Origin of the sequence: Salmonella sp. SAL00653 (genome assembly GCF_046552515.1) — a bacterium.
In the GTDB taxonomy this organism is placed as follows: Bacteria; Pseudomonadota; Gammaproteobacteria; order Enterobacterales; family Enterobacteriaceae; genus Salmonella; species Salmonella enterica.
Genome location: NZ_JBGDTY010000012.1, coordinates 66,387 through 89,743 on the forward strand (window position 1 = coordinate 66,387; position 23,357 = coordinate 89,743).

The following is a 23,357-nucleotide window of genomic DNA, read 5'->3' on the forward strand; positions in this document are numbered from 1 at the left end:
TGGCGGTGTGAAATCAGGCAGTCAGACGGCTCGCGTCCTGCGCGATAACCAGTTCTTCGTTGGTTGGGATCACCACCGCCGGACGGGTACCTTCTTTGTTGATGAAACCAGATTTGCCGAAGCGGGCCGCCAGGTTACGTTCGTGGTCGACTTCAAAGCCCAGCACGCCCAGTTTACCCAGAGACAGTTCGCGAACCATCGCGGCGTTTTCACCGATACCGCCGGTGAACACGACTGCATCCAGACGACCGTCCATCAGAGCGGTGTAAGAACCGATGTACTTCGCCAGGCGGTGGCAGTAAACATCCATCGCACGTTTTGCGTCTTCTTTGGTGGCGTAGTTGTCTTCAACATAACGGCAGTCGCTGGTCACTTCAGTCAGACCCAGCAGACCGGACTCTTTGGTCAGCATTTTGTTGATCTGATCCACGCTCATGCCCAGAGTGTCGTGCAGGTGGAAGATAATCGCAGGGTCGATATCGCCGGAACGGGTACCCATGACCAGGCCTTCCAGCGGGGTCAGACCCATAGAGGTATCCACGCATTTACCGTTACGGATAGCGGAAACAGAACCGCCGTTGCCCAGGTGGCAGGTGATAATGTTCAGTTCTTCTACCGGCTTGTTCAGCATTTTTGCCGCTTCCTGAGTTACATAGAAGTGGCTGGTGCCGTGTGCGCCATAGCGACGAACGCCGTGTTCTTTATACAGGCTGTACGGCAGGGCATACAGGTAAGATTCTTCCGGCATGGTCTGATGGAAGGCGGTGTCGAATACTGCAACGTTTTTATCTTTCAGCTGCGGGAAAGATTTCAGCGCTTCGGCGATACCAATCAGGTGAGCCGGGTTATGCAGCGGTGCGAAAGAGGCGGAATCTTTGATGCCCTGAATGACGGACTCATCAATGACTACGGAGCTGGTATACTTCTCGCCGCCGTGTACGATACGGTGACCAATTGCAGTTAACTGCGCAGACAGTTCTGGTTTTTGTGCCAGAATAGTGTTAACGATAAAGTTCAGCGCTTCACTGTGAGCGGCGCCTGCACCTAAAGCCGCTTCTTGTTTACTGCCGTCCATTTTCCATTTGATGCGTGCTTCTGGCAGATGGAAACATTCGGCTAAACCAGAAAGGTATTCATCACCATTAACTGCATCAATAATTGCAAATTTCAGTGAAGAACTACCGCAGTTCAGAACCAGTACTAACTTACTCGACATGGAAGTACCTATTTATGATACGTGGCTAAAAAAACGTCAGTGAGCCATAGAGCGTAGCGCATGATAGCCCTGACATTTATGATTAACATCATGCGCAGGAGTTTTTTTGGGCATGATGGAAGAAATACCTTTGAGTCTATGCCATTTTGCGTATTTTTCAGCCAATGGCATACTATGTGTAATATTGACGACTCAATGATTTTAAACTACCGGCCTTTGACAGGCCGACACAGGATACCTGATAGTGGGTATCGAAGACAAAATGTTTTGAACGTTGTCCCTCGCAGTTGTTGTTTTGCACAAATTTTTTAAATTTTATATGTGAAGTTGAGGTAGGCCATGTCGACACCGGATAATCGCTCCGTAAATTTTTTTAGCTTATTTCGCCGGGGGCAGCACTACGCGAAGACGTGGCCGATGGAAAAGCGGCTGGCGCCCGTTTTCGTCGAAAACCGCGTCATTCGTATGACGCGCTATGCCATACGATTTATGCCGCCTGTCGCCGTCTTTACATTATGCTGGCAGATAGCGCTGGGCGGTCAGTTAGGCCCGGCCGTGGCGACCGCTCTGTTCGCCCTGAGCTTGCCCATGCAGGGATTATGGTGGTTAGGAAAACGTTCCGTGACGCCGTTACCGCCTTCAATCCTTAACTGGTTTTACGAAGTTCGCGGTAAATTGCAGGAGGCTGGACAAGCGCTGGCGCCGGTAGAAGGAAAGCCGGATTACCAGGCATTAGCTGACACGCTTAAGCGCGCCTTCAAACAACTGGATAAAACTTTCCTGGATGATTTGTAATTGACCCCGGATTACGCATATAAAAGAAGGCATACCAATGCCTTCTTTTTTTCATCGCCATAGCGTGATACAGGAGTTCAAAATGGAAATGACCAACGCGCAACGTCTGATTTTGTCTAACCAGTACAAAATGATGACGATGCTCGATCCCACCAACGCCGAGCGTTACCGTCGCTTACAAACAATTATTGAACGCGGCTACGGCCTGCAGATGCGCGAGCTGGATCGCGAGTTTGGCGAGCTGACGGAAGAGACCTGTCGTACCATCATCGATATTATGGAGATGTACCATGCGCTGCACGTCTCCTGGGCCAACCTCAAAGATACGCAAGCTATCGACGAACGTCGCGTCACCTTCCTGGGGTTTGACGCCGCGACGGAAGCGCGTTACCTCGGCTATGTCCGTTTTATGGTGAATATAGAAGGACGCTACACTCACTTTGACGCCGGGACGCACGGCTTTAATGCCCAGACGCCGATGTGGGAAAAATACCAGCGGATGTTGAATGTCTGGCATGCCTGCCCGCGTCAGTACCACCTGAGCGCGAATGAAATCAATCAAATCATTAATGCCTGAGGAGGCTCGCGTGCAGTGTAAAGGTTTTCTGTTTGATCTGGATGGAACGTTGGTTGACTCATTACCTGCCGTTGAACGCGCGTGGTGTAGCTGGGCCGATCGTTTTAACCTTGCTCATGATGAGGTGCTGGGCTTTATTCATGGCAAACAGGCGATCACCTCGTTGCGGCATTTTATGGCGGGTAAATCGGAGGCGGAAATTGCCGCTGAGTTTACGCGCCTGGAGCAAATAGAAGCCACTGAAACCGCAGGGATCACCGCGTTGCCGGGGGCAGTCGATTTACTCAATCACCTGAATAAAGCGGGCATTCCGTGGGCTATCGTTACCTCCGGTTCAATGCCGGTCGCGCGTGCGCGCCATCAGGTCGCGGGCCTTCCAGCGCCAGAGGTGTTTGTCACCGCCGAACGAGTCAAACGCGGCAAACCGGAGCCGGATGCGTATTTGCTGGGCGCACAACTGCTTGGCCTGGCCCCTCAGGAGTGCGTCGTAGTAGAAGATGCCCCGGCTGGCGTGCTGTCCGGACTGGCTGCGGGCTGCCACGTCATTGCGGTCAATGCGCCGGCCGACACGCCGCGTCTGGCGGATGTTGATTTTGCGTTGGATAGCCTGACGCAATTATCGGTCGCTAAACAACCAAACGGCGATGTGGTGGTGTTAAGAAAGACCTGATCATGATATCGCCCCGCTTTGGCGGGGCATATTTATGGCAGAATCGCGTTATCTTCTCATCTGACAAGGATATGTTGTGAACGGTGAATTGATTTGGGTTCTCTCTTTACTGGCGATTGCCGTCGTGTTGTTTGCGACGGGCAAAGTACGTATGGATGCGGTGGCTTTATTCGTCATTGTTGCTTTTGTCCTTAGCGGTACCTTGACCCTTCCGGAAGCCTTCTCCGGCTTTAGCGATCCGAATGTCATTCTTATCGCCGCCTTATTTATTATTGGCGACGGCCTCGTGCGCACCGGCGTTGCGACGGTGGTCGGTACCTGGCTGGTTAAAATGGCGGGCAGCAGTGAAATCAAAATGCTGGTTTTACTGATGATCACCGTCGCCGGACTTGGCGCTTTCATGAGTTCAACCGGCGTGGTGGCGATCTTTATCCCCGTTGTTCTTAGCGTTTCTATGCATATGCAAACCTCGCCTTCGCGCCTGATGATGCCGCTGAGTTTTGCCGGGCTTATCAGCGGAATGATGACGCTGGTGGCGACGCCGCCGAACCTGGTGGTTAACAGTGAACTGCTGCGTGAAGGCCTGCATGGGTTCAACTTTTTTAGCGTGACGCCGCTGGGGATAGTGGTGTTGGCGCTCGGCATTGTTTATATGCTGGTGATGCGCTTCATGCTAAAAGGCGATGCGCCCGGACAACAGGCCGGTAAGCGGCGCACTTTCCGCGATCTTATCCGCGAGTACCGTCTGACGGGGCGCGCTCGCCGTCTGGCGATTCGCCCCGGTTCGCCAATGGTGGGACAGCGGCTGGACGACCTTAAACTGCGCGAACGTTACGGCGCCAATGTCATCGGCGTTGAACGCTGGCGGCGCTTTCGGCGGGTTATCGTCAATGTGAACGGCGTATCGGAGTTTCGCGCTCGCGACGTTCTGCTGATTGATATGTCGGCGGCGGAGGTTGACCTCAGAGAGTTCTGCGCCGAGCAACTGCTGGAACCGATGGTATTGCGTGGAGAATATTTTTCCGATCAGGCGTTGGATGTTGGCATGGCGGAAATTTCGCTTATTCCGGAGTCTGAACTGATAGGCAAGTCGGTGCGTGAAATCGCCTTCCGTACACGTTACGGGCTGAATGTGGTCGGCCTGAAACGCGACGGCGTCGCGCTGGAAGGATCGCTGGCCGATGAACCGTTATTGATGGGCGATATCATTCTGGTTGTGGGGAACTGGAAGTTAATCAGCCTGCTGGGGCAAAAAGGCCGCGACTTTGTGGTGCTGAATATGCCGGTTGAGGTCAGCGAAGCCTCTCCTGCGCACAGCCAGGCGCCGCACGCCATTTTCTGCCTGGTACTGATGGTGGCGCTGATGTTGACCGATGAAATTCCCAACCCGATCGCGGCGATTATCGCCTGCCTGCTGATGGGGAAATTTCGCTGTATTGATGCTGAAAGCGCGTATAAAGCGATCCACTGGCCGAGTATTATCTTGATTGTGGGTATGATGCCGTTTGCGCTGGCGTTGCAAAAAACCGGCGGCGTCTCTCTGGTCGTGCAAGGATTAATGGATATCGGCGGCGGCTATGGGCCGTATATGATGCTGGGATGCCTGTTCGTGCTGTGCGCCGTCATAGGACTGTTCATTTCTAACACGGCAACGGCGGTGCTGATGGCGCCGATTGCGCTGGCGGCGGCGAAATCGATGGGGGTGTCGCCCTATCCGTTTGCGATGGCGGTGGCGATGGCGGCATCCGCCGCCTTTATGACGCCGGTTTCATCGCCGGTCAATACTCTGGTTCTGGGGCCGGGAAACTATAGCTTTAGCGATTTTGTGAAGCTTGGCGTGCCGTTCACGCTTATTGTGATGGCGGTTTGTATTGTGATGATTCCGATGTTGTTTCCGTTTTAACCCCAGACAGGAAAAGGCCTGATGGCGCTACGCTTATCAGGCCTACGGATATCACGCTACGTCCAGGCCGGATAAGACGTTGACGTCGCCATCCGGCAAAACCGTTTAAAGCGGTGAATCCTGGCTTATCTCGTCAAGAGAGAGATGGAAACTTGGTACGAACACCGCCATAAAATAGTCCATCTCCTGGCTGCGACGTAATTCCAGCGTTTTTTCCAGCCGCGTTTTTGCCAGTCCAAACTCATTGTTTCCCGCTGAGAGCTCCTCCAGGCATTTCAGGTAGGCGCAAAGCGCATCGGCCTGTTTTACGATTGCCTGTTCTTCTTCGCTCCAGGCATTCTCATCAATAAGCGGTGCGAAAATATCGCGTAATTCATCCGGCGCCATATCAACCAGCTTTTGCTGGGCGATTTTTTCGATCGCTTTATATTCCTGGGCTATCTGGGAATTAAAATATTTTACCGGCGTCGGCAGATCGCCGGTCAGTACTTCCGAGGCATCATGATACATCGCCAGAAGCGCGATGCGTTCAGCATTGAGCTGACCGCCAAATTTACGGTTTTTTATCGCCGCCAACGCATGGGCGACCATCGCCACCTGCAGACTATGTTCGGAGACGTTTTCCGTACGCACGTTACGCATCAGCGGCCAGCGGTTAATCAACTTCATGCGGGAGAGATGGGCGAAAAAATGGCTCTGCTTCATAGATTACCTTTTGTTTTCACTGCGGCAGACTTCATTGTGCGGGGAGGCGGATGAAGATGCAATTCAGGCTACCGAAGTAGCCTGAATTTAAGATTATTGATGGTAACCTGAGAGGAAACGCCCAAAACGGTTGATGGCCATCTCCAGGTCATCTTCACGCGGTAGCGTCACAATGCGGAAGTGATCCGGCCACGGCCAGTTAAAGGCGGTACCTTGCACCAGCAGCACCTTTTCCTGTAGCAGGAAGTCCAGCACCATCTTCTGGTCGTCGTGAATATTAAAACGTTTAGCGTCGATCCTGGGGAACATGTACAACGCGCCGCGCGGTTTTACGCAGGAAACGCCGGGGATATCGTTAATCAACTCCCAGGCGCGGTTACGCTGTTCATACAGTCGACCGCCCGGCAGAATAAATTCGCTAATGCTTTGATAGCCGCCGAGCGCGGTCTGAATAGCATGTTGCGCCGGGACGTTGGCGCACAGGCGCATTGAGGCTAACATCTCCAGCCCTTCAATATAGCCTTTCGCATGTTTTTTCGGCCCGTTCAGCACCATCCAGCCCTGGCGGAAGCCGGCGACGCGATAGGTTTTAGACAAACCATTAAAGGTGATGGTCAGCAGATCAGGCGCCAGTGCGGCGATAGAGTGATGCTCGGCATCGTCATAGAGAATCTTGTCATAAATTTCATCGGCGAAGATGATGAGATTATGCTCGCGCGCAATGTTGACAATTTCCATCAACAATTCTTTAGAATAGACGGCGCCAGTAGGGTTGTTTGGATTAATAATGACAATACCACGCGTACGTGGGGTGATTTTGGCGCGGATATCGTCAAGGTCCGGGAACCAGTCGGAAGATTCATCGCAAAGATAATGTACCGCCTTGCCGCTGGAGAGCGATACCGCCGCTGTCCATAACGGATAATCGGGCGCGGGAACCAGCATTTCATCGCCACTGTTAAGCAACGCCTGCATCGCCTGAACGATCAGCTCGGAAACGCCGTTACCGATATAGATATCTTCCACGGTTACATCGCGCATTCCACGGGCCTGATAATGCTGCATAATCGCTTTACGGGCGGAATAAAGCCCTTTCGAGTCGCAATATCCTTGCGCCGTCGGCAAATTACGAATGACATCGACCAGAATTTCGTCCGGCGCTTCGAATCCGAAGGGGGCGGGGTTGCCGATATTCAGTTTAAGAACTTTATTACCTTCTTCCTCAAGGCGTTTTGCTTCTTTCAGAACGGGGCCACGAATGTCATAACAGACATTTTCGAGTTTGCTGGATTTTTCAATGGGGGACATGAATCTTGACCTTTTAGCTGTTATTGCCACTCCCTGCCGTGGAAGTCAGCACGAAACAATGTACTCCCACGACGGTGAGTTTTGAAGAGTGAACAGAAGAAGATTTTGTTTATTTTTAACGCGCTTTCGTGCTGTTTAAAACTTCATAAAATCATTTGGTTAGATGTATTTTCTATTTTTGTTTGTATGTATGGTGTTTTATTCTATATGATTGCGCGTAATGTGGTTTTTTATGTTGTCAGAAATTATCTGTTTTATGAGAGATAAGCATTCATCATTAGTGTCGCGCTGGCTATTTCGGAAATACTGAGTATTAAAGGTAAAATGAGAAGGTTAGACCTTTCCGGCGGCGGGGGGGGTGAAACTATTGTTAAGTATAATTAATGAATGGTAGAAATCTTAATTAATTATTATTTAATATTTAAAAAGCATTTACTAAAGTCGTAATAATATCTTTCTGGTCCGATTAGTATAACATATCCCAGGTTAAGATTATTCGTAATAATACTTATAAATATAGCGGTTTTAGGTTAAGATAATGATCCGAAACGGGGGCGTAGTCTGCGTTGTCTGCTAATTTTCATGACGCGATTTTATACATAACCTATTGTTCAATATATTGTTTTTGTATCTGTGCGTCTCGGTAAACTATTTGACGCTTGTTACAAGATTTACACGTCCATCATTAGCAGAAATCTGTAGACGCCTAAAGGTATGACACATTCTCTTTGATATATCCCGATCAGTTGCATTTGGTATTATATCAGTAAGTAAGAGAAGTGTTTTGGTCGTATTTTCAATTACATTCTAACATTTACCTGGGTAACCAGGCGGTACTGCGAAGGATGCACATTACAAATGGAATTGCTTGTTTCTGAATGCACAGCATTAACCAGGTCAGCCCGATATGACCCGCCAGTAAGTGAAAAATTATGATAAATGCAAATCGTCCGATAATTAACCTCGATCTCGATCTGCTGAGAACGTTCGTGGCCGTTGCCGATCTGAACACCTTCGCCGCGGCGGCGGCGGCGGTATGTCGTACTCAGTCTGCGGTCAGTCAGCAAATGCAGCGTCTTGAGCAACTCGTGGGAAAGGAATTGTTCGCCCGCCATGGCCGTAACAAACTTTTGACCGAACACGGTATCCAGCTTCTGGGGTACGCCAGAAAAATCCTGCGTTTTAATGATGAGGCGTGTTCATCATTAATGTTCAGTAATCTTCAGGGAGTGTTAACAATCGGCGCTTCTGATGAATCAGCTGATACTATCCTGCCTTTTTTGCTTAGCCGAATCAGCTCGGTTTATCCGAAACTCGCGCTTGATGTACGGGTAAAACGCAACGCCTATATGGTGGACATGGTTAAATCGCAGGAAGTAGATTTGGTGGTGACGACTAACCAACCTCATTCGCTGGACTGTCTGAATTTGCGGACCTCGCCCACCCATTGGTATTGTGCGGCTGAGTATGTTTTGCAAAGGGGAGAGCCCGTACCATTAGTCCTGCTGGACGATCCCAGCCCATTCCGCGATATGGTGCTGGAGACGCTAAATGCAGCGGGTATTCCCTGGCGGCTGGCCTATGTGGCGTCTACATTACCGGCGGTACGCGCGGCCGTTAAAGCCAGTCTTGGCGTAACGGCTCGACCTGTCGAAATGATGAGTCCCGACCTTCGCGTGCTGGGCGCCGCAGACGGATTACCGCCTTTGCCGGATACGGAATATCTGTTGTGCCGCGATCCCAATAGCCAGAACGAGCTGGCGATGGTGATTTTCCATGCGATGGAAAGCTATCAAAACCCATGGCATTACAACCAGTTTTCTGCAGAGGGCGGAGATGATCCGCTGATGGTGGAAGGGGGTTTTGAGTAGCTCGCAGGCAAAAGGCGCTAAGTCGTAAATGTAAAAAAGAGCCGCTGGCGATGAAAAAACGCTCAGTGGCTCTTTTTTTGTGCCCATCTGTACGCGCTTAACCGCACAAATTGTAAAAGTTGCGGTAAATCAGCCAGTAGCGATTCGCAGTTCAATGTGGGTAAAAAATAACCAGAACATCCATTTTATGAATTTGCATGTTAAAAAACTAGAGAAATTGTTGCTGTTTTAGGGGGTGAATTAACAAAAGCGTGTCACAGATCAAGAAAATACTCCCATTTAGGGGGAGGCATCTTCACAAATTCCTGTCAAAATAGGTGTGTGTTATTTCTTTTGCTTCACAACGGACACGATTCAACAACATAAAATCCCCCCTGGCCGAAGAGTCATTTTCTCCAGGATGGCACTTAATGTTAATGGTGATGAATTGATGTAAATTAATGTGAAGGAACTTTTGTTAAAGTTGACAAAAGGTTATAGAAAGGAGTAAAAAACCACATCAATTAGCTGTTTTTATCATTTTCTACAGTAATTGTAGGGTTTTTTTTATTCCTCCCCATGAATCGATGTGGCGCCCATCTGCCGTAAAGAGCAGAGAAACTGGCGCTACTTTTGATGAGTAAGCAATGAGTATGTCAACATCCACTGAAGTCATCGCTCATCACTGGGCATTCGCTATCTTTCTTATCGTTGCCATTGGCCTGTGCTGCCTGATGCTGGTAGGCGGTTGGTTTTTGGGCGGTCGCGCACGCGCGAGGCACAAGAACGTTCCGTTTGAATCAGGTATCGACTCGGTCGGCACCGCCCGCTTACGCCTGTCTGCCAAGTTTTACCTGGTAGCCATGTTCTTCGTTATCTTCGACGTTGAAGCGCTGTATCTGTTCGCATGGTCAACTTCTATCCGCGAAAGCGGCTGGGTTGGCTTTGTGGAAGCTGCAATTTTTATTTTTGTGTTACTGGCTGGTCTGGTTTATCTGGCGCGTATTGGCGCGTTGGACTGGACGCCCGCGCGTTCACGCCGCGAGCGTATGAACCCGGAAACGAACAGTATCGCTAATCGTCAACGCTAACCGCGAGGCATTAAGATGGATTATACGCTCACCCGCATAGATCCTAACGGTGAGAATGACCGTTACCCCCTGCAAAAACAGGAGATCGTAACCGACCCCCTGGAGCAGGAAGTTAACAAAAACGTGTTCATGGGCAAACTGCATGACATGGTTAACTGGGGCCGTAAAAACTCAATTTGGCCCTACAACTTCGGCCTTTCTTGCTGCTATGTAGAGATGGTGACCTCTTTTACCGCAGTGCATGACGTTGCCCGTTTCGGCGCGGAAGTGCTGCGTGCGTCGCCACGTCAGGCTGACCTGATGGTGGTGGCCGGTACCTGCTTTACCAAAATGGCCCCGGTTATTCAGCGTCTGTATGACCAAATGCTGGAGCCAAAATGGGTCATTTCTATGGGCGCCTGCGCCAACTCCGGCGGCATGTATGATATTTATTCGGTAGTGCAGGGCGTTGATAAGTTCATCCCGGTGGATGTGTATATCCCTGGCTGTCCGCCGCGTCCGGAAGCGTATATGCAGGCGTTGATGCTGCTGCAAGAATCGATTGGCAAAGAGCGCCGTCCGCTCTCATGGGTGGTGGGCGATCAGGGCGTGTATCGCGCCAATATGCAGCCAGAACGCGAACGTAAACGCGGCGAGCGTATTGCCGTCACGAACCTGCGTACCCCGGACGAGATTTAATTTGCGCCTGTCGGCAGCAGCACTTCACTTCGCTAACCACTATTTTAATAGCGCGAAGCACTGCCGACCACCACGGACCATTTGCAATGGTGAACAATATGACCGACTTAACCGCGCAAGACGCTGCATGGAGTACCCGCGATCATCTTGATGATCCGGTTATCGGCGAACTGCGCAACCGTTTTGGGCCGGATGCCTTTACCGTTCAGGCGACCCGCACCGGTATCCCCGTTGTTTGGGTCAAGCGTGAACAACTACTGGAGGTTGGCGATTTCTTAAAGAAACTGCCGAAACCTTACGTCATGCTGTTTGACTTACACGGCATGGATGAACGCCTGCGTACGCACCGTGACGGGTTACCCGCCGCGGATTTTTCCGTTTTCTACCACCTGATTTCCATTGAGCGTAATCGCGATATCATGCTCAAGGTGGCGTTGTCTGAAAACGACCTGCGCGTGCCGACCTTCACTAAACTTTTCCCTAACGCCAACTGGTACGAGCGTGAGACCTGGGAAATGTTTGGTATTGATATCGAAGGCCACCCGCACCTGACGCGCATCATGATGCCGCAAACCTGGGAAGGCCATCCGCTGCGTAAAGATTATCCGGCGCGCGCGACCGAATTCGATCCGTTTGAGCTGACCAAAGCCAAGCAGGATCTGGAGATGGAAGCGCTGACCTTTAAGCCGGAAGACTGGGGGATGAAGCGCGGGACTGACAACGAGGACTTTATGTTCCTCAACCTCGGCCCGAACCACCCGTCTGCGCACGGTGCGTTTCGCATTATCCTGCAACTTGACGGTGAAGAAATCGTCGACTGCGTGCCGGATATCGGTTATCACCACCGCGGCGCCGAAAAAATGGGCGAGCGCCAGTCCTGGCATAGCTACATTCCCTATACCGACCGTATCGAATATCTCGGTGGCTGCGTCAATGAAATGCCGTACGTGCTGGCGGTAGAAAAGTTGGCAGGGATCACCGTCTCGGATCGTGTGAACGTCATCCGCGTGATGCTCTCCGAACTGTTCCGCATTAACAGTCATCTGCTGTACATCTCGACCTTTATTCAGGACGTCGGCGCGATGACGCCGGTCTTCTTTGCCTTTACCGACCGGCAGAAAATTTATGACCTGGTGGAAGCCATTACCGGTTTCCGTATGCACCCGGCCTGGTTCCGTATCGGCGGCGTCGCGCACGACTTGCCGCGCGGTTGGGATCGCCTGCTGCGAGAGTTCCTTGAGTGGATGCCGAAGCGTCTGGATTCTTACGAGAAAGCCGCGCTGCGTAACACTATTCTGAAAGGGCGTTCGCAGGGCGTTGCCGCTTACGGCGCGAAAGAGGCGCTGGAGTGGGGCACCACCGGCGCAGGGCTGCGCGCGACCGGGATCGACTTCGACGTACGTAAATGGCGTCCATACTCTGGCTACGAAAACTTTGACTTTGAAGTGCCGGTGGGCGGCGGCGTTTCCGACTGCTATACCCGCGTGATGCTGAAAGTGGAAGAGCTGCGCCAGAGTCTGCGCATTCTTCAGCAGTGCCTCGATAACATGCCGGAAGGCCCGTTCAAAGCGGATCACCCGCTGACCACGCCGCCGCCGAAAGAGCGCACGCTGCAACATATCGAAACCCTGATCACCCACTTCCTGCAGGTCTCCTGGGGCCCGGTGATGCCGGCGCAGGAGTCCTTCCAGATGGTGGAAGCGACGAAGGGGATTAACAGTTACTACCTGACCAGCGACGGCAGCACTATGAGCTACCGTACCCGCGTGCGCACGCCGAGCTTTGCGCACCTGCAGCAGATTCCCTCGGCGATCCGCGGTAGCCTGGTCTCCGACCTGATTGTCTATCTGGGTAGTATCGATTTTGTTATGTCAGATGTGGACCGCTAATTATGCACGAGAATCAACAACCACAAACCGAGGCTTTTGAGCTGAGTGCGGCAGAGCGTGAAGCGATAGAGCACGAGAAGCACCACTACGAAGACCCGCGTGCGGCGTCCATTGAAGCGCTGAAAATCGTTCAAAAGCAGCGTGGCTGGGTGCCGGACGGCGCGATCTACGCTATTGCCGATGTGCTGGGTATTCCGGCGAGCGACGTCGAAGGCGTCGCCACATTCTACAGCCAGATTTTCCGTCAGCCGGTCGGTCGCCACGTGATTCGCTACTGCGACAGCGTGGTGTGCCATATCACCGGCTATCAGGGGATTCAGGCCGCGCTGGAAAAAAATCTCAACATCAAACCGGGGCAGACGACCTTTGATGGTCGCTTTACGCTGCTGCCGACCTGCTGCCTGGGGAATTGCGATAAAGGGCCGAACATGATGATTGATGAGGATACTCACAGCCATCTGACCCCGGAAGCCATTCCTGAACTACTGGAGCGGTATAAATGAAAAACGTTATCCGTACTCCCGAAACCCATCCGCTGACCTGGCGTCTGCGCGATGACAAACAGTCGGTCTGGCTGGATGAATATCGTAGCAAAAACGGCTACGAAGGCGCGCGTAAGGCGCTGACCGGCCTGTCTCCGGATGAAATCGTCAGCCAGGTAAAAGACGCCGGTCTGAAAGGGCGCGGCGGCGCGGGCTTTTCCACCGGTCTGAAGTGGAGCCTGATGCCGAAAGATGAATCCATGAACATCCGTTACCTGCTGTGTAACGCCGATGAAATGGAACCGGGCACCTATAAAGACCGTCTGCTGATGGAACAGCTGCCGCACCTGCTGGTGGAAGGCATGCTGATCTCCGCGTTCGCGCTGAAAGCGTATCGTGGTTACATCTTCCTGCGCGGCGAATATATCGAAGCGGCTGTACATCTGCGCCGTGCGATTGCTGAAGCCACCGAGGCCGGGCTGCTTGGCAAAAATATCATGGGCACCGGGTTCGACTTTGAACTGTTTGTCCACACCGGGGCAGGGCGTTACATCTGTGGTGAAGAAACGGCGCTGATTAACTCCCTCGAAGGCCGCCGCGCGAACCCACGCTCCAAGCCGCCCTTCCCGGCGACCTCCGGCGTATGGGGCAAGCCGACCTGTGTGAATAACGTCGAAACGTTGTGTAACGTCCCGGCAATCCTCGCCAACGGCGTGGAGTGGTACCAGAACATCTCGAAAAGCAAAGATGCGGGTACCAAGCTGATGGGCTTCTCGGGCCGCGTGAAGAATCCGGGCCTCTGGGAATTACCGTTCGGCACCACCGCGCGTGAGATCCTCGAAGACTACGCGGGCGGTATGCGCGATGGCCTGAAATTCAAAGCCTGGCAACCGGGCGGGGCGGGAACCGACTTCCTGACCGAGGCGCATCTTGATCTGCCGATGGAATTCGAAAGCATCGGTAAAGCAGGCAGCCGTCTGGGCACCGCGCTGGCGATGGCGGTAGACCACGAAATCGGCATGGTATCGCTGGTGCGTAACCTGGAAGAGTTCTTTGCCCGCGAATCCTGCGGCTGGTGTACGCCATGCCGCGACGGGTTGCCGTGGAGCGTGAAAATTCTGCGCGCGCTGGAGCGTGGCGAAGGCCAGCCGGGGGATATCGAGACACTTGAGCAACTGTGTCGTTTCCTCGGACCGGGTAAAACCTTCTGCGCGCATGCGCCGGGCGCGGTTGAGCCACTGCAAAGCGCAATTAAGTATTTCCGCGAAGAATTCGAAGCTGGCATCAAGCAGCCGTTCAGCAATACCCATTTAATCAATGGTATTCAGCCGAACCTGCTCAAAGAGCGCTGGTGAGTTAACGATTTTTAATTTGGAAGCATGCTAATGGCTACGATTCATGTAGACGGCAAAGAATACGAGGTCAACGGCGCGGACAACCTGCTACAGGCATGTCTGTCCCTCGGCCTTGATATTCCGTATTTTTGCTGGCACCCGGCGCTGGGAAGCGTCGGTGCTTGCCGCCAGTGTGCGGTGAAGCAATACCAAAACGCGGAAGATACGCGTGGTCGCCTGGTGATGTCCTGTATGACGCCAGCCACCGACGGTACCTTTATCTCTATTGACGACGAAGAAGCGAAACAGTTCCGTGAAAGCGTGGTGGAGTGGCTGATGACTAACCACCCGCACGACTGTCCGGTCTGTGAAGAGGGCGGTAACTGCCATCTTCAGGATATGACCGTAATGACGGGCCACAGTTTCCGTCGCTACCGTTTCACCAAACGTACCCACCGCAACCAGGATCTGGGGCCGTTCATCTCTCACGAAATGAACCGCTGCATCGCCTGTTACCGTTGTGTACGTTACTACAAAGATTATGCCGACGGCACCGATCTGGGCGTCTATGGCGCGCATGACAACGTCTACTTCGGGCGTCCGGAAGACGGTACGCTGGAAAGCGAATTCTCCGGTAACCTGGTCGAGATTTGCCCGACCGGCGTCTTCACCGATAAAACGCACTCCGAGCGTTATAACCGTAAATGGGACATGCAGTTTGCGCCAAGCATCTGCCAGCAGTGTTCCATCGGCTGTAACATCAGCCCGGGCGAGCGCTATGGCGAATTGCGCCGTATCGAAAACCGTTACAACGGCACCGTTAACCACTACTTCCTCTGCGACCGCGGTCGTTTCGGCTATGGCTATGTGAACCTGAAAGACCGTCCGCGTCAGCCGGTTCAGCGTCGTGGCGACGACTTCATCACCCTCAACGCCGAGCAGGCGATGCAGGGCGCGGCGGATATTCTGCGCCAGTCGAAGAAAGTGATCGGTATCGGTTCGCCACGCGCCAGCATTGAGAGCAACTTTGCGCTGCGTGAGCTGGTTGGTGCGGAAAACTTCTACACCGGTATCGCGCGCGGCGAGCAGGAACGTCTGCAACTGGCGCTGAAAGTGCTGCGTGAAGGCGGAATTTACACCCCGGCGCTGCGGGAGATCGAATCTTATGACGCGGTACTGGTCTTGGGCGAAGACGTTACCCAGACCGGCGCGCGCGTTGCGCTGGCGGTACGTCAGGCGGTGAAGGGTAAAGCATGTGAAATGGCAGCGGCGCAGAAAGTGGCCGACTGGCAGATTGCGGCCATCCTTAACATCGGCCAGCGTGCCAAACATCCGCTGTTCGTGACCAACGTGGACGACACCCGTCTGGATGATATCGCCGCCTGGACCTATCGCGCGCCGGTGGAAGATCAGGCGCGCCTGGGCTTTGCGATTGCTCATGCGCTGGACAATACAGCGCCTGCGGTTGACGGTATCGACAGCGACTTACAAAACAAAATTGATGTCATTGTGCAGGCGTTGGCCGGCGCGAAAAAACCGCTGATTATCTCCGGCACTAACGCCGGTAGCAGTGAGGTGATTCAGGCGGCCGCCAACGTGGCGAAAGCGCTGAAAGGCCGTGGCGCCGACGTCGGTATTACTATGATTGCCCGCTCCGTGAACAGCATGGGGCTGGGTATGATGGGCGGCGGTTCGCTTGACGATGCGTTGGGCGAGCTGGAAACCGGCAACGCGGACGCGGTGGTGGTGCTGGAAAACGATCTCCACCGTCATGCAAGCGCTACGCGCGTGAACGCCGCGCTCGCCAAAGCGCCGCTGGTGATGGTGGTTGACCATCAGCGCACGGCGATTATGGAAAACGCGCATCTGGTGCTTTCCGCGGCAAGCTTCGCCGAAAGCGATGGTACGGTCATCAACAACGAAGGCCGCGCGCAGCGCTTCTTCCAGGTTTATGATCCGGCCTACTACGATAACAAGACGATTATGCTGGAAAGCTGGCGCTGGCTGCATTCGCTGCACAGCACCGTCGAAAACCGCGAAGTGGACTGGACTCAGCTTGACCACGTGATCGACGCGGTCATTGCCGCCATGCCGCAATTTGCCGGCATTAAAGACGCCGCGCCGGATGCGACCTTCCGCATTCGTGGGCAGAAGCTGGCGCGTGAACCGCATCGTTACAGCGGTCGTACGGCGATGCGCGCCAATATCAGCGTGCATGAACCACGTCAGCCGCAGGATAAAGACACCATGTTCGCCTTCTCAATGGAAGGGAATAACCAACCGACTGCCCCGCGATCTGAAATTCCGTTCGCCTGGGCGCCGGGCTGGAACTCCCCGCAGGCGTGGAACAAATTCCAGGATGAAGTGGGCAGCAAACTGCGTCACGGCGATCCGGGCGTGCGTTTGATTGAAGCGACTGAGGGCGGTCTGGATTATTTCACTACCGTGCCGGCAAGCTTCCAGGCACAGGACGGTCAGTGGCGTATTGTGCCGTATTACCACCTGTTTGGCAGCGACGAATTGTCTCAGCGTTCTCCGGTCTTCCAGATCCGTATGCCGCAGCCGTATATCAAACTTAACCCGGCGGATGCCGCGAAGTTGGGCGTCAATGCCGGGACGCGCGTTTCCTTTAGCTACGATGGCAATACGGTGACGCTGCCGGTTGAAATCTCTGAAGGGTTAGCGGCAGGACAGGTAGGGCTGCCGATGGGTATGCCTGGCATCGCGCCGGTTCTGGCTGGCGCGCGTCTTGAGGATCTGCGGGAGGCGCAACAATGAGTTGGATTACACCGGATCTGATTGAGATCCTGCTGAGCATTCTCAAAGCGGTGGTGATTCTGCTGGTGGTCGTCACCTGCGGGGCCTTCATGAGCTTTGGCGAACGTCGTCTGCTGGGTCTGTTCCAGAACCGTTATGGACCAAACCGCGTTGGCTGGGGCGGCTCGCTCCAGCTGGTCGCGGATATGATCAAGATGTTCTTTAAAGAAGACTGGATCCCGAAATTCTCGGATCGCGTCATCTTTACCCTGGCGCCGATGATCGCGTTTACTTCGCTGCTGCTCTCCTTCGCCATTGTGCCGGTTAGCCCTAATTGGGTGGTGGCCGATTTAAACATCGGGATTTTGTTCTTCCTGATGATGGCCGGTCTGGCGGTTTACGCGGTGCTGTTCGCCGGTTGGTCGAGCAACAACAAATACTCGCTGCTCGGCGCGATGCGCGCGTCTGCCCAAACGGTGAGCTATGAAGTGTTTCTTGGTCTTTCCCTGATGGGCGTGGTGGCGCAGGCCGGTTCATTTAATATGACCGATATCGTCAATAACCAGGCGCATCTGTGGAACGTGATTCCGCAATTCTTTGGGTTTGTTACTTTCGCCATCGCGGGCGTAGCGGTCTGTCACCGTCACCCGTTTGACCAGCCGGAAGCCGAGCAGGAACTGGCGGACGGTTACCACATCGAATATTCCGGTATGAAATTCGGTCTGTTCTTCGTGGGGGAGTACATCGGTATCGTCACCGTTTCCGCGCTGATGGTAACGCTGTTCTTCGGTGGCTGGCATGGCCCGTTCTTACCGCCATTCGTCTGGTTCGCGCTGAAAACCGCGTTCTTCATGATGATGTTCATTTTGATTCGTGCGTCGTTACCGCGTCCGCGTTATGACCAGGTAATGTCCTTCGGCTGGAAAGTTTGCCTGCCGCTGACGCTCATCAACTTGCTGGTAACGGCGGCTGTCATTCTGTGGCAGGCGCAATAAGGGACACAAAGACCATGACCTTAAAAGAATTATTAGTAGGTTTCGGCACTCAGGTACGCAGTATCTGGATGATCGGCCTGCATGCGTTCGCCAAACGCGAAACGCGGATGTATCCGGAAGAGCCGGTCTATTTACCGCCCCGTTACCGTGGCCGTATCGTGCTCACGCGCGACCCGGACGGTGAAGAGCGCTGCGTTGCCTGTAACCTGTGTGCGGTAGCCTGTCCGGTAGGCTGTATCTCTCTGCAAAAAGCGGAGACCAAAGATGGCCGCTGGTATCCGGAATTTTTCCGCATTAACTTCTCACGCTGCATCTTCTGCGGCCTGTGCGAAGAAGCGTGCCCGACCACGGCGATTCAGTTGACCCCGGACTTCGAACTGGGCGAATACAAACGTCAGGATCTGGTGTACGAAAAAGAGGATCTGCTGATTTCCGGTCCGGGCAAATACCCGGAATATAACTTCTACCGGATGGCGGGTATGGCAATCGACGGCAAAGATAAAGGCGAAGCAGAGAACGAAGCCAAGCCTATCGACGTCAAGAGCCTGTTACCGTAAGGAGAGGGCAATGGAATTCGCTTTTTATATCTGTGGCCTGATAGCCATCCTCGCGACCCTGCGAGTGATCACCCATACCAATCCGGTACACGCGCTGTTGTATCTGGTGATATCGCTACTGGCGATTTCCGGGGTGTTCTTTTCGCTGGGCGCTTATTTTGCCGGTGCGCTGGAAATTATCGTCTACGCAGGCGCCATCATGGTGCTGTTTGTGTTCGTGGTGATGATGCTCAACCTCGGCGGCAGCGAAATCGAACAGGAACGCCAGTGGCTGAAACCGCAGGTGTGGATTGGTCCGGCGGTTTTGTCGGCCATTATGCTGGCGGTTATTGTGTACGCCATTCTGGGCGTTAACGACCAGGGCATCGACGGCACGCCGATTAGCGCGAAAGCGGTGGGCATCACGCTGTTCGGGCCTTATGTTCTGGCGGTCGAACTGGCGTCTATGCTGCTGCTGGCAGGCCTGGTAGTGGCGTTCCACGTCGGTCGTGAAGAGCGTGCGGGTGAAGTGCTAAGCAACCGCGCCGATGACCGCGCAAAAAGAAAAACGGAGGAGCGCGCATGATCCCCTTAACACATGGACTGATCCTCGCTGCGATTTTATTCGTCCTGGGTTTAACCGGTCTGGTTATCCGCCGCAATCTGCTGTTTATGCTGATCGGGCTGGAAATCATGATTAACGCCTCCGCGCTGGCCTTTGTGGTCGCCGGGAGCTACTGGGGCCAGACCGATGGTCAGGTGATGTACATTCTCGCCATCAGCCTTGCGGCTGCGGAAGCGAGTATTGGACTTGCGCTGTTGCTGCAACTCCATCGCCGTCGCCAGAACCTGAACATCGATTCAGTAAGTGAGATGCGTGGATGAACATGCTTGCCTTAACCATTATTCTGCCATTGATTGGCTTTGTACTGCTGGCGTTCTCTCGCGGACGCTGGTCGGAAAATCTCTCCGCGACCATTGGCGTGGGCTCCGTTGGTCTGGCGGCGTTGGTGACAGCGTTTGTCGGGATGGATTTCTTCGCCAACGGCAAACAGGCGTTCAGCCAGCCGCTGTGGACGTGGATGTCGGTCGGTAACTTCAACATCGGTTTTAACCTGGTGCTGGACGGCCTGTCGCTGACCATGCTCTCTGTGGTCACCGGCGTCGGCTTCCTGATCCACATGTTCGCGTCCTGGTACATGCGTGGGGAAGAGGGCTACTCTCGCTTCTTCGCTTATACCAACCTGTTTATCGCCAGCATGGTTGTTCTGGTGCTGTCCGATAACCTGCTGTTGATGTACCTCGGCTGGGAAGGCGTGGGCCTGTGCTCTTATCTGTTGATCGGCTTCTATTACAGCGATCCGAAGAATGGCGCAGCGGCAATGAAAGCCTTCGTGGTGACCCGTGTCGGTGACGTGTTCCTCGCCTTCGCGCTGTTCATTCTCTACAACGAACTGGGCACGCTGAACTTCCGCGAAATGGTCGAGCTGGCGCCAGCGCACTTTGCTGACGGCAACAACATGCTGATGTGGGCGACGCTGATGCTGCTGGGCGGCGCGGTCGGTAAATCTGCGCAGCTACCGTTGCAGACCTGGCTTGCCGACGCGATGGCCGGTCCGACGCCGGTCTCCGCGCTGATCCACGCCGCCACCATGGTTACCGCCGGTGTCTACCTGATCGCACGCACGCATGGCCTGTTCCTGATGACCCCGGAAATTCTGCATCTGGTGGGTATTATCGGGGCGATTACGCTGGTCATGGCGGGTTTCGCCGCGCTGGTGCAGACCGACATCAAACGCGTGCTGGCCTATTCCACCATGAGCCAGATTGGCTACATGTTCCTGGCGCTTGGCGTACAGGCGTGGGATGCGGCGATTTTCCATCTGATGACCCATGCGTTCTTCAAAGCGCTGCTGTTCCTGGCGTCCGGTTCCGTCATTCTGGCCTGCCATCACGAACAGAACATCTTTAAGATGGGCGGTCTGCGTAAGTCCATTCCGCTGGTGTATGCCTGCTTCCTGGTGGGCGGCGCGGCGCTGTCGGCGCTGCCGCTGGTCACTGCGGGCTTCTTCAGTAAGGATGAGATCCTGGCTGGCGCGATGGCGAACGGCCATATCAATCTGATGGTGGCAGGTCTGGTCGGCGCGTTCATGACCTCCCTGTACACCTTCCGGATGATTTTCATCGTATTCCACGGTAAAGAACAAATTCATGCTCATGCAGGGAAGGGGATTACCCACCATCTGCCGCTGATTGTCCTGATGATTCTGTCTACCTTTGTTGGCGCGCTGATTGTGCCGCCGCTGCAGGGGGTGCTGCCGCAGACAACTGAACTGGCGTATGGTCGCGTCATGACGCTGGAAATTACCTCTGGCGTAGTGGCGATTGCCGGCATCCTGATTGCCGCATGGCTGTGGCTGGGTAAACGCACGCTGGTGACGTCGATCGCCAACAGCGCGCCGGGCCGTCTGCTGGGGACCTGGTGGTATAACGCCTGGGGCTTTGACTGGCTGTACGACAAAGTATTCGTCAAGCCATTCCTCGGTATCGCCTGGCTGCTGAAGCGCGACCCGCTTAATGCGTTGATGAACATTCCGGCTATCCTTTCCCGTTTTGCAGGCAAAGGCCTAGTACTGAGCGAGAACGGTTATTTGCGCTGGTATGTGGCATCCATGAGCATTGGCGCTGTCGTTGTGCTGGCACTGTTGATGGTACTGCGTTGAGTTTGTTGGCTGGATGAACGACTGCCGGATGGCGCAGTGCTTATCCGGCCTACAAACCCAAAAATAATTTTTAGAATTCGTTGAAAATCTGTTCCTGAAGTACAGGCGTCATCGGCGAAGTCAGACCGGATACCGCCAGCGCACAGCAACCGGAGCGTACTGAAGTACGTGAGGATGATTCGCGAAGCTCACCCCTACGGGGCCGTCCTTACGGACGTTCAAAACGCGCTGCGTTTTGTGTGAGCACTGGTAGGATTTGGGCTGACGAGTGAGATAGCCTGAGCAGGAGTAAATATAAGGGACATACTTAGCTATGTTATTACCCTGGTTGATATTAATCCCCTTTATCGGCGGCTTTCTGTGCTGGCAGACCGAACGCTTTGGCGTGAAGGTGCCGCGCTGGATAGCGCTGATTACCATGGGGCTGACGCTGGCGCTCGGTCTGCAATTGTGGTTGCAGGGCGGCTACTCACTGACGCAATCCGCCGGTATTCCACAGTGGCAATCTGAATTTGTCCTGCCGTGGATCCCGCGTTTTGGCATCTCTATCCATCTGGCGCTCGACGGACTGTCGCTGCTAATGGTGGTGCTGACCGGCCTGCTCGGCGTTCTGGCGGTGCTTTGCTCCTGGCGAGAAATCGAAAAATATCAGGGCTTCTTCCACCTGAACCTGATGTGGATCTTAGGCGGCGTTATCGGCGTGTTCCTGGCCATCGACATGTTCCTGTTCTTCTTCTTCTGGGAAATGATGCTGGTGCCGATGTACTTCCTGATAGCGCTGTGGGGCCACAAAGCTTCTGACGGGAAAACGCGTATCACGGCGGCGACCAAGTTCTTCATCTACACCCAGGCGAGTGGTCTGGTGATGCTGATTGCCATCCTGGCGCTGGTCTTTGTGCACTACAACGCGACCGGCGTGTGGACCTTCAACTATGAAGAGCTGCTGAATACGCCGATGTCCCACGGTGTGGAATATCTGCTGATGCTGGGCTTCTTCATCGCCTTCGCGGTGAAAATGCCGGTGGTTCCGCTGCATGGCTGGCTGCCGGATGCGCACTCCCAGGCGCCGACCGCCGGTTCCGTCGACCTGGCCGGTATCTTGCTGAAAACCGCCGCTTACGGTCTGCTGCGTTTCTCCCTGCCATTGTTCCCGAACGCGTCGGCGGAGTTTGCGCCTATCGCTATGTGGCTTGGCGTTATCGGCATTTTCTACGGCGTGTGGATGGCCTTTACCCAATACGACATCAAGCGCCTGATTGCCTATACCTCCGTTTCCCACATGGGCTTCGTGCTGATCGCTATCTACACCGGCAGTCAGCTGGCGTACCAGGGCGCGGTGATTCAGATGATTGCGCACGGTTTGTCCGCGGCGGGTCTGTTCATTCTGTGTGGCCAGTTGTACGAACGTCTGCATACGCGTGACATGCGTATGATGGGCGGCCTGTGGGGCAAAATGAAATGGTTGCCTGCGCTGTCCATGTTCTTTGCGGTGGCGACGCTCGGGATGCCGGGCACCGGTAACTTTGTCGGCGAATTTATGATTCTGTTCGGCAGCTACCAGGTGGTGCCGGTGATTACCGTGATCTCGACCTTTGGGCTGGTATTCGCCTCTGTATACTCGCTGGCGATGCTGCATCGCGCTTACTTTGGTAAGGCGAAGAGCCAGATTGCCAGTGTAGAACTGCCAGGGATGTCGCTGCGCGAGCTGTTTATCATTCTGTTGCTGGTGGTGCTTCTGGTACTGCTTGGCTTCTATCCGCAGCCGATTCTGGATACCTCGCATTCTGCGATGAGCAACATCCAGCAGTGGTTTGTTAATTCCGTTACTACTACAAGGCCGTAAATCGC

General features: G+C 54.0%; 21 protein-coding genes. 18 read left to right on the forward strand and 3 right to left on the reverse strand.

All coding sequences use genetic code 11. From position 1 onward, the window contains the following. Nucleotides 1–13 precede the first annotated feature (13 nt). Nucleotides 14–1,216: an acetate kinase gene (ackA, locus tag ACLJRU_RS14825; RefSeq protein ID WP_000095689.1), complete on the reverse strand. Its 1,203-nt coding sequence runs from the start codon at nucleotides 1,214–1,216 to the stop codon at nucleotides 14–16. A 339-nt stretch (nucleotides 1,217–1,555) separates the two neighbouring features. Between ackA and yfbV the strand changes: the two genes are divergently transcribed. From yfbV to ACLJRU_RS14845, 4 genes are all read left to right on the forward strand, one after another. Then, on the forward strand, nucleotides 1,556–2,011 hold the full coding sequence (gene yfbV / locus ACLJRU_RS14830; RefSeq protein WP_000106617.1) for a terminus macrodomain insulation protein YfbV: 456 nt from the start codon (nucleotides 1,556–1,558) through the stop codon (nucleotides 2,009–2,011). An 82-nt stretch (nucleotides 2,012–2,093) separates the two neighbouring features. Continuing rightward, nucleotides 2,094–2,588 carry a YfbU family protein gene (locus ACLJRU_RS14835; protein ID WP_000426134.1) on the forward strand — a complete coding sequence of 165 codons (495 nt, stop codon included), beginning with the start codon at nucleotides 2,094–2,096 and terminating at the stop codon, nucleotides 2,586–2,588. Then, a complete protein-coding gene (locus ACLJRU_RS14840; RefSeq protein WP_001555201.1) occupies nucleotides 2,581–3,258 on the forward strand; it encodes a sugar phosphatase in 678 nt (225 codons plus the stop codon). The genes ACLJRU_RS14835 and ACLJRU_RS14840 overlap by 8 nt, the downstream gene beginning before the upstream one ends. A gap of 76 nt (nucleotides 3,259–3,334) precedes the next feature. Beyond that, the gene (locus ACLJRU_RS14845) at nucleotides 3,335–5,161 is read left to right on the forward strand and encodes an SLC13 family permease (protein WP_001012856.1); all 1,827 of its coding nucleotides are present in this window, start codon (nucleotides 3,335–3,337) and stop codon (nucleotides 5,159–5,161) included. Nucleotides 5,162–5,266: 105 nt separating this feature from the next. Here ACLJRU_RS14845 and yfbR read toward each other — a convergent pair whose 3' ends face one another. Beyond that, nucleotides 5,267–5,866 (reverse strand): 5'-deoxynucleotidase, encoded by a 600-nt coding sequence (gene yfbR, locus ACLJRU_RS14850; RefSeq protein ID WP_000813882.1) that lies wholly within the window; start codon nucleotides 5,864–5,866, stop codon nucleotides 5,267–5,269. A 93-nt stretch (nucleotides 5,867–5,959) separates the two neighbouring features. Next, on the reverse strand, nucleotides 5,960–7,174 hold the full coding sequence (alaA, locus tag ACLJRU_RS14855; protein ID WP_000074540.1) for an alanine transaminase AlaA: 1,215 nt from the start codon (nucleotides 7,172–7,174) through the stop codon (nucleotides 5,960–5,962). A gap of 932 nt (nucleotides 7,175–8,106) precedes the next feature. Between alaA and lrhA the strand changes: the two genes are divergently transcribed. The 14 genes from lrhA to nuoM all read left to right on the forward strand — a co-directional run bounded on the left by lrhA (nucleotide 8,107) and on the right by nuoM (nucleotide 23,352). Beyond that, entirely contained in the window at nucleotides 8,107–9,045 is a 939-nt protein-coding gene (lrhA, locus tag ACLJRU_RS14860; RefSeq protein WP_038394023.1) for a transcriptional regulator LrhA, read from the forward strand. Between the two features lie 79 nt (nucleotides 9,046–9,124). Next, the gene (locus ACLJRU_RS14865) at nucleotides 9,125–9,277 is read left to right on the forward strand and encodes a hypothetical protein (RefSeq protein WP_001121022.1); all 153 of its coding nucleotides are present in this window, start codon (nucleotides 9,125–9,127) and stop codon (nucleotides 9,275–9,277) included. A gap of 394 nt (nucleotides 9,278–9,671) precedes the next feature. Continuing rightward, nucleotides 9,672–10,115, forward strand: coding sequence for an NADH-quinone oxidoreductase subunit NuoA (nuoA, locus tag ACLJRU_RS14870; RefSeq protein WP_000062993.1), 444 nt, complete (start codon nucleotides 9,672–9,674; stop codon nucleotides 10,113–10,115). 15 nt (nucleotides 10,116–10,130) lie between these two features. After that, nucleotides 10,131–10,793, forward strand: a complete 663-nt coding sequence (gene nuoB, locus ACLJRU_RS14875) for an NADH-quinone oxidoreductase subunit NuoB (protein WP_000386728.1) — start codon at nucleotides 10,131–10,133, stop codon at nucleotides 10,791–10,793. An 86-nt stretch (nucleotides 10,794–10,879) separates the two neighbouring features. Then, the gene (nuoC, locus tag ACLJRU_RS14880) at nucleotides 10,880–12,682 is read left to right on the forward strand and encodes an NADH-quinone oxidoreductase subunit C/D (RefSeq protein WP_000247856.1); all 1,803 of its coding nucleotides are present in this window, start codon (nucleotides 10,880–10,882) and stop codon (nucleotides 12,680–12,682) included. Nucleotides 12,683–12,684: 2 nt separating this feature from the next. Continuing rightward, nucleotides 12,685–13,185, forward strand: a complete 501-nt coding sequence (gene nuoE / locus ACLJRU_RS14885) for an NADH-quinone oxidoreductase subunit NuoE (protein ID WP_000545038.1) — start codon at nucleotides 12,685–12,687, stop codon at nucleotides 13,183–13,185. Next, entirely contained in the window at nucleotides 13,182–14,519 is a 1,338-nt protein-coding gene (gene nuoF, locus ACLJRU_RS14890; RefSeq protein WP_001540514.1) for an NADH-quinone oxidoreductase subunit NuoF, read from the forward strand. The genes nuoE and nuoF overlap by 4 nt, the downstream gene beginning before the upstream one ends. 30 nt (nucleotides 14,520–14,549) lie before the next feature. Further along, on the forward strand, nucleotides 14,550–17,276 hold the full coding sequence (gene nuoG / locus ACLJRU_RS14895) for an NADH-quinone oxidoreductase subunit NuoG (RefSeq protein WP_023235097.1): 2,727 nt from the start codon (nucleotides 14,550–14,552) through the stop codon (nucleotides 17,274–17,276). Next, complete coding sequence (gene nuoH / locus ACLJRU_RS14900; protein WP_000118515.1) at nucleotides 17,273–18,250, forward strand: NADH-quinone oxidoreductase subunit NuoH; 978 nt, start codon at nucleotides 17,273–17,275, stop codon at nucleotides 18,248–18,250. Before nuoG ends, nuoH begins: the two co-directional genes overlap by 4 nt. A gap of 14 nt (nucleotides 18,251–18,264) precedes the next feature. Further along, nucleotides 18,265–18,807: an NADH-quinone oxidoreductase subunit NuoI gene (nuoI, locus tag ACLJRU_RS14905; RefSeq protein WP_000172747.1), complete on the forward strand. Its 543-nt coding sequence runs from the start codon at nucleotides 18,265–18,267 to the stop codon at nucleotides 18,805–18,807. Nucleotides 18,808–18,817: 10 nt separating this feature from the next. Continuing rightward, entirely contained in the window at nucleotides 18,818–19,372 is a 555-nt protein-coding gene (gene nuoJ / locus ACLJRU_RS14910; protein WP_000393522.1) for an NADH-quinone oxidoreductase subunit J, read from the forward strand. Beyond that, on the forward strand, nucleotides 19,369–19,671 hold the full coding sequence (nuoK, locus tag ACLJRU_RS14915) for an NADH-quinone oxidoreductase subunit NuoK (RefSeq protein WP_000612687.1): 303 nt from the start codon (nucleotides 19,369–19,371) through the stop codon (nucleotides 19,669–19,671). Before nuoJ ends, nuoK begins: the two co-directional genes overlap by 4 nt. Next, entirely contained in the window at nucleotides 19,668–21,509 is a 1,842-nt protein-coding gene (gene nuoL, locus ACLJRU_RS14920; RefSeq protein WP_001056583.1) for an NADH-quinone oxidoreductase subunit L, read from the forward strand. Before nuoK ends, nuoL begins: the two co-directional genes overlap by 4 nt. Before the next feature lie 313 nt (nucleotides 21,510–21,822). Continuing rightward, nucleotides 21,823–23,352: an NADH-quinone oxidoreductase subunit M gene (nuoM, locus tag ACLJRU_RS14925; RefSeq protein WP_001540510.1), complete on the forward strand. Its 1,530-nt coding sequence runs from the start codon at nucleotides 21,823–21,825 to the stop codon at nucleotides 23,350–23,352. The last annotated feature ends 5 nt before the right edge of the window (nucleotides 23,353–23,357 follow it).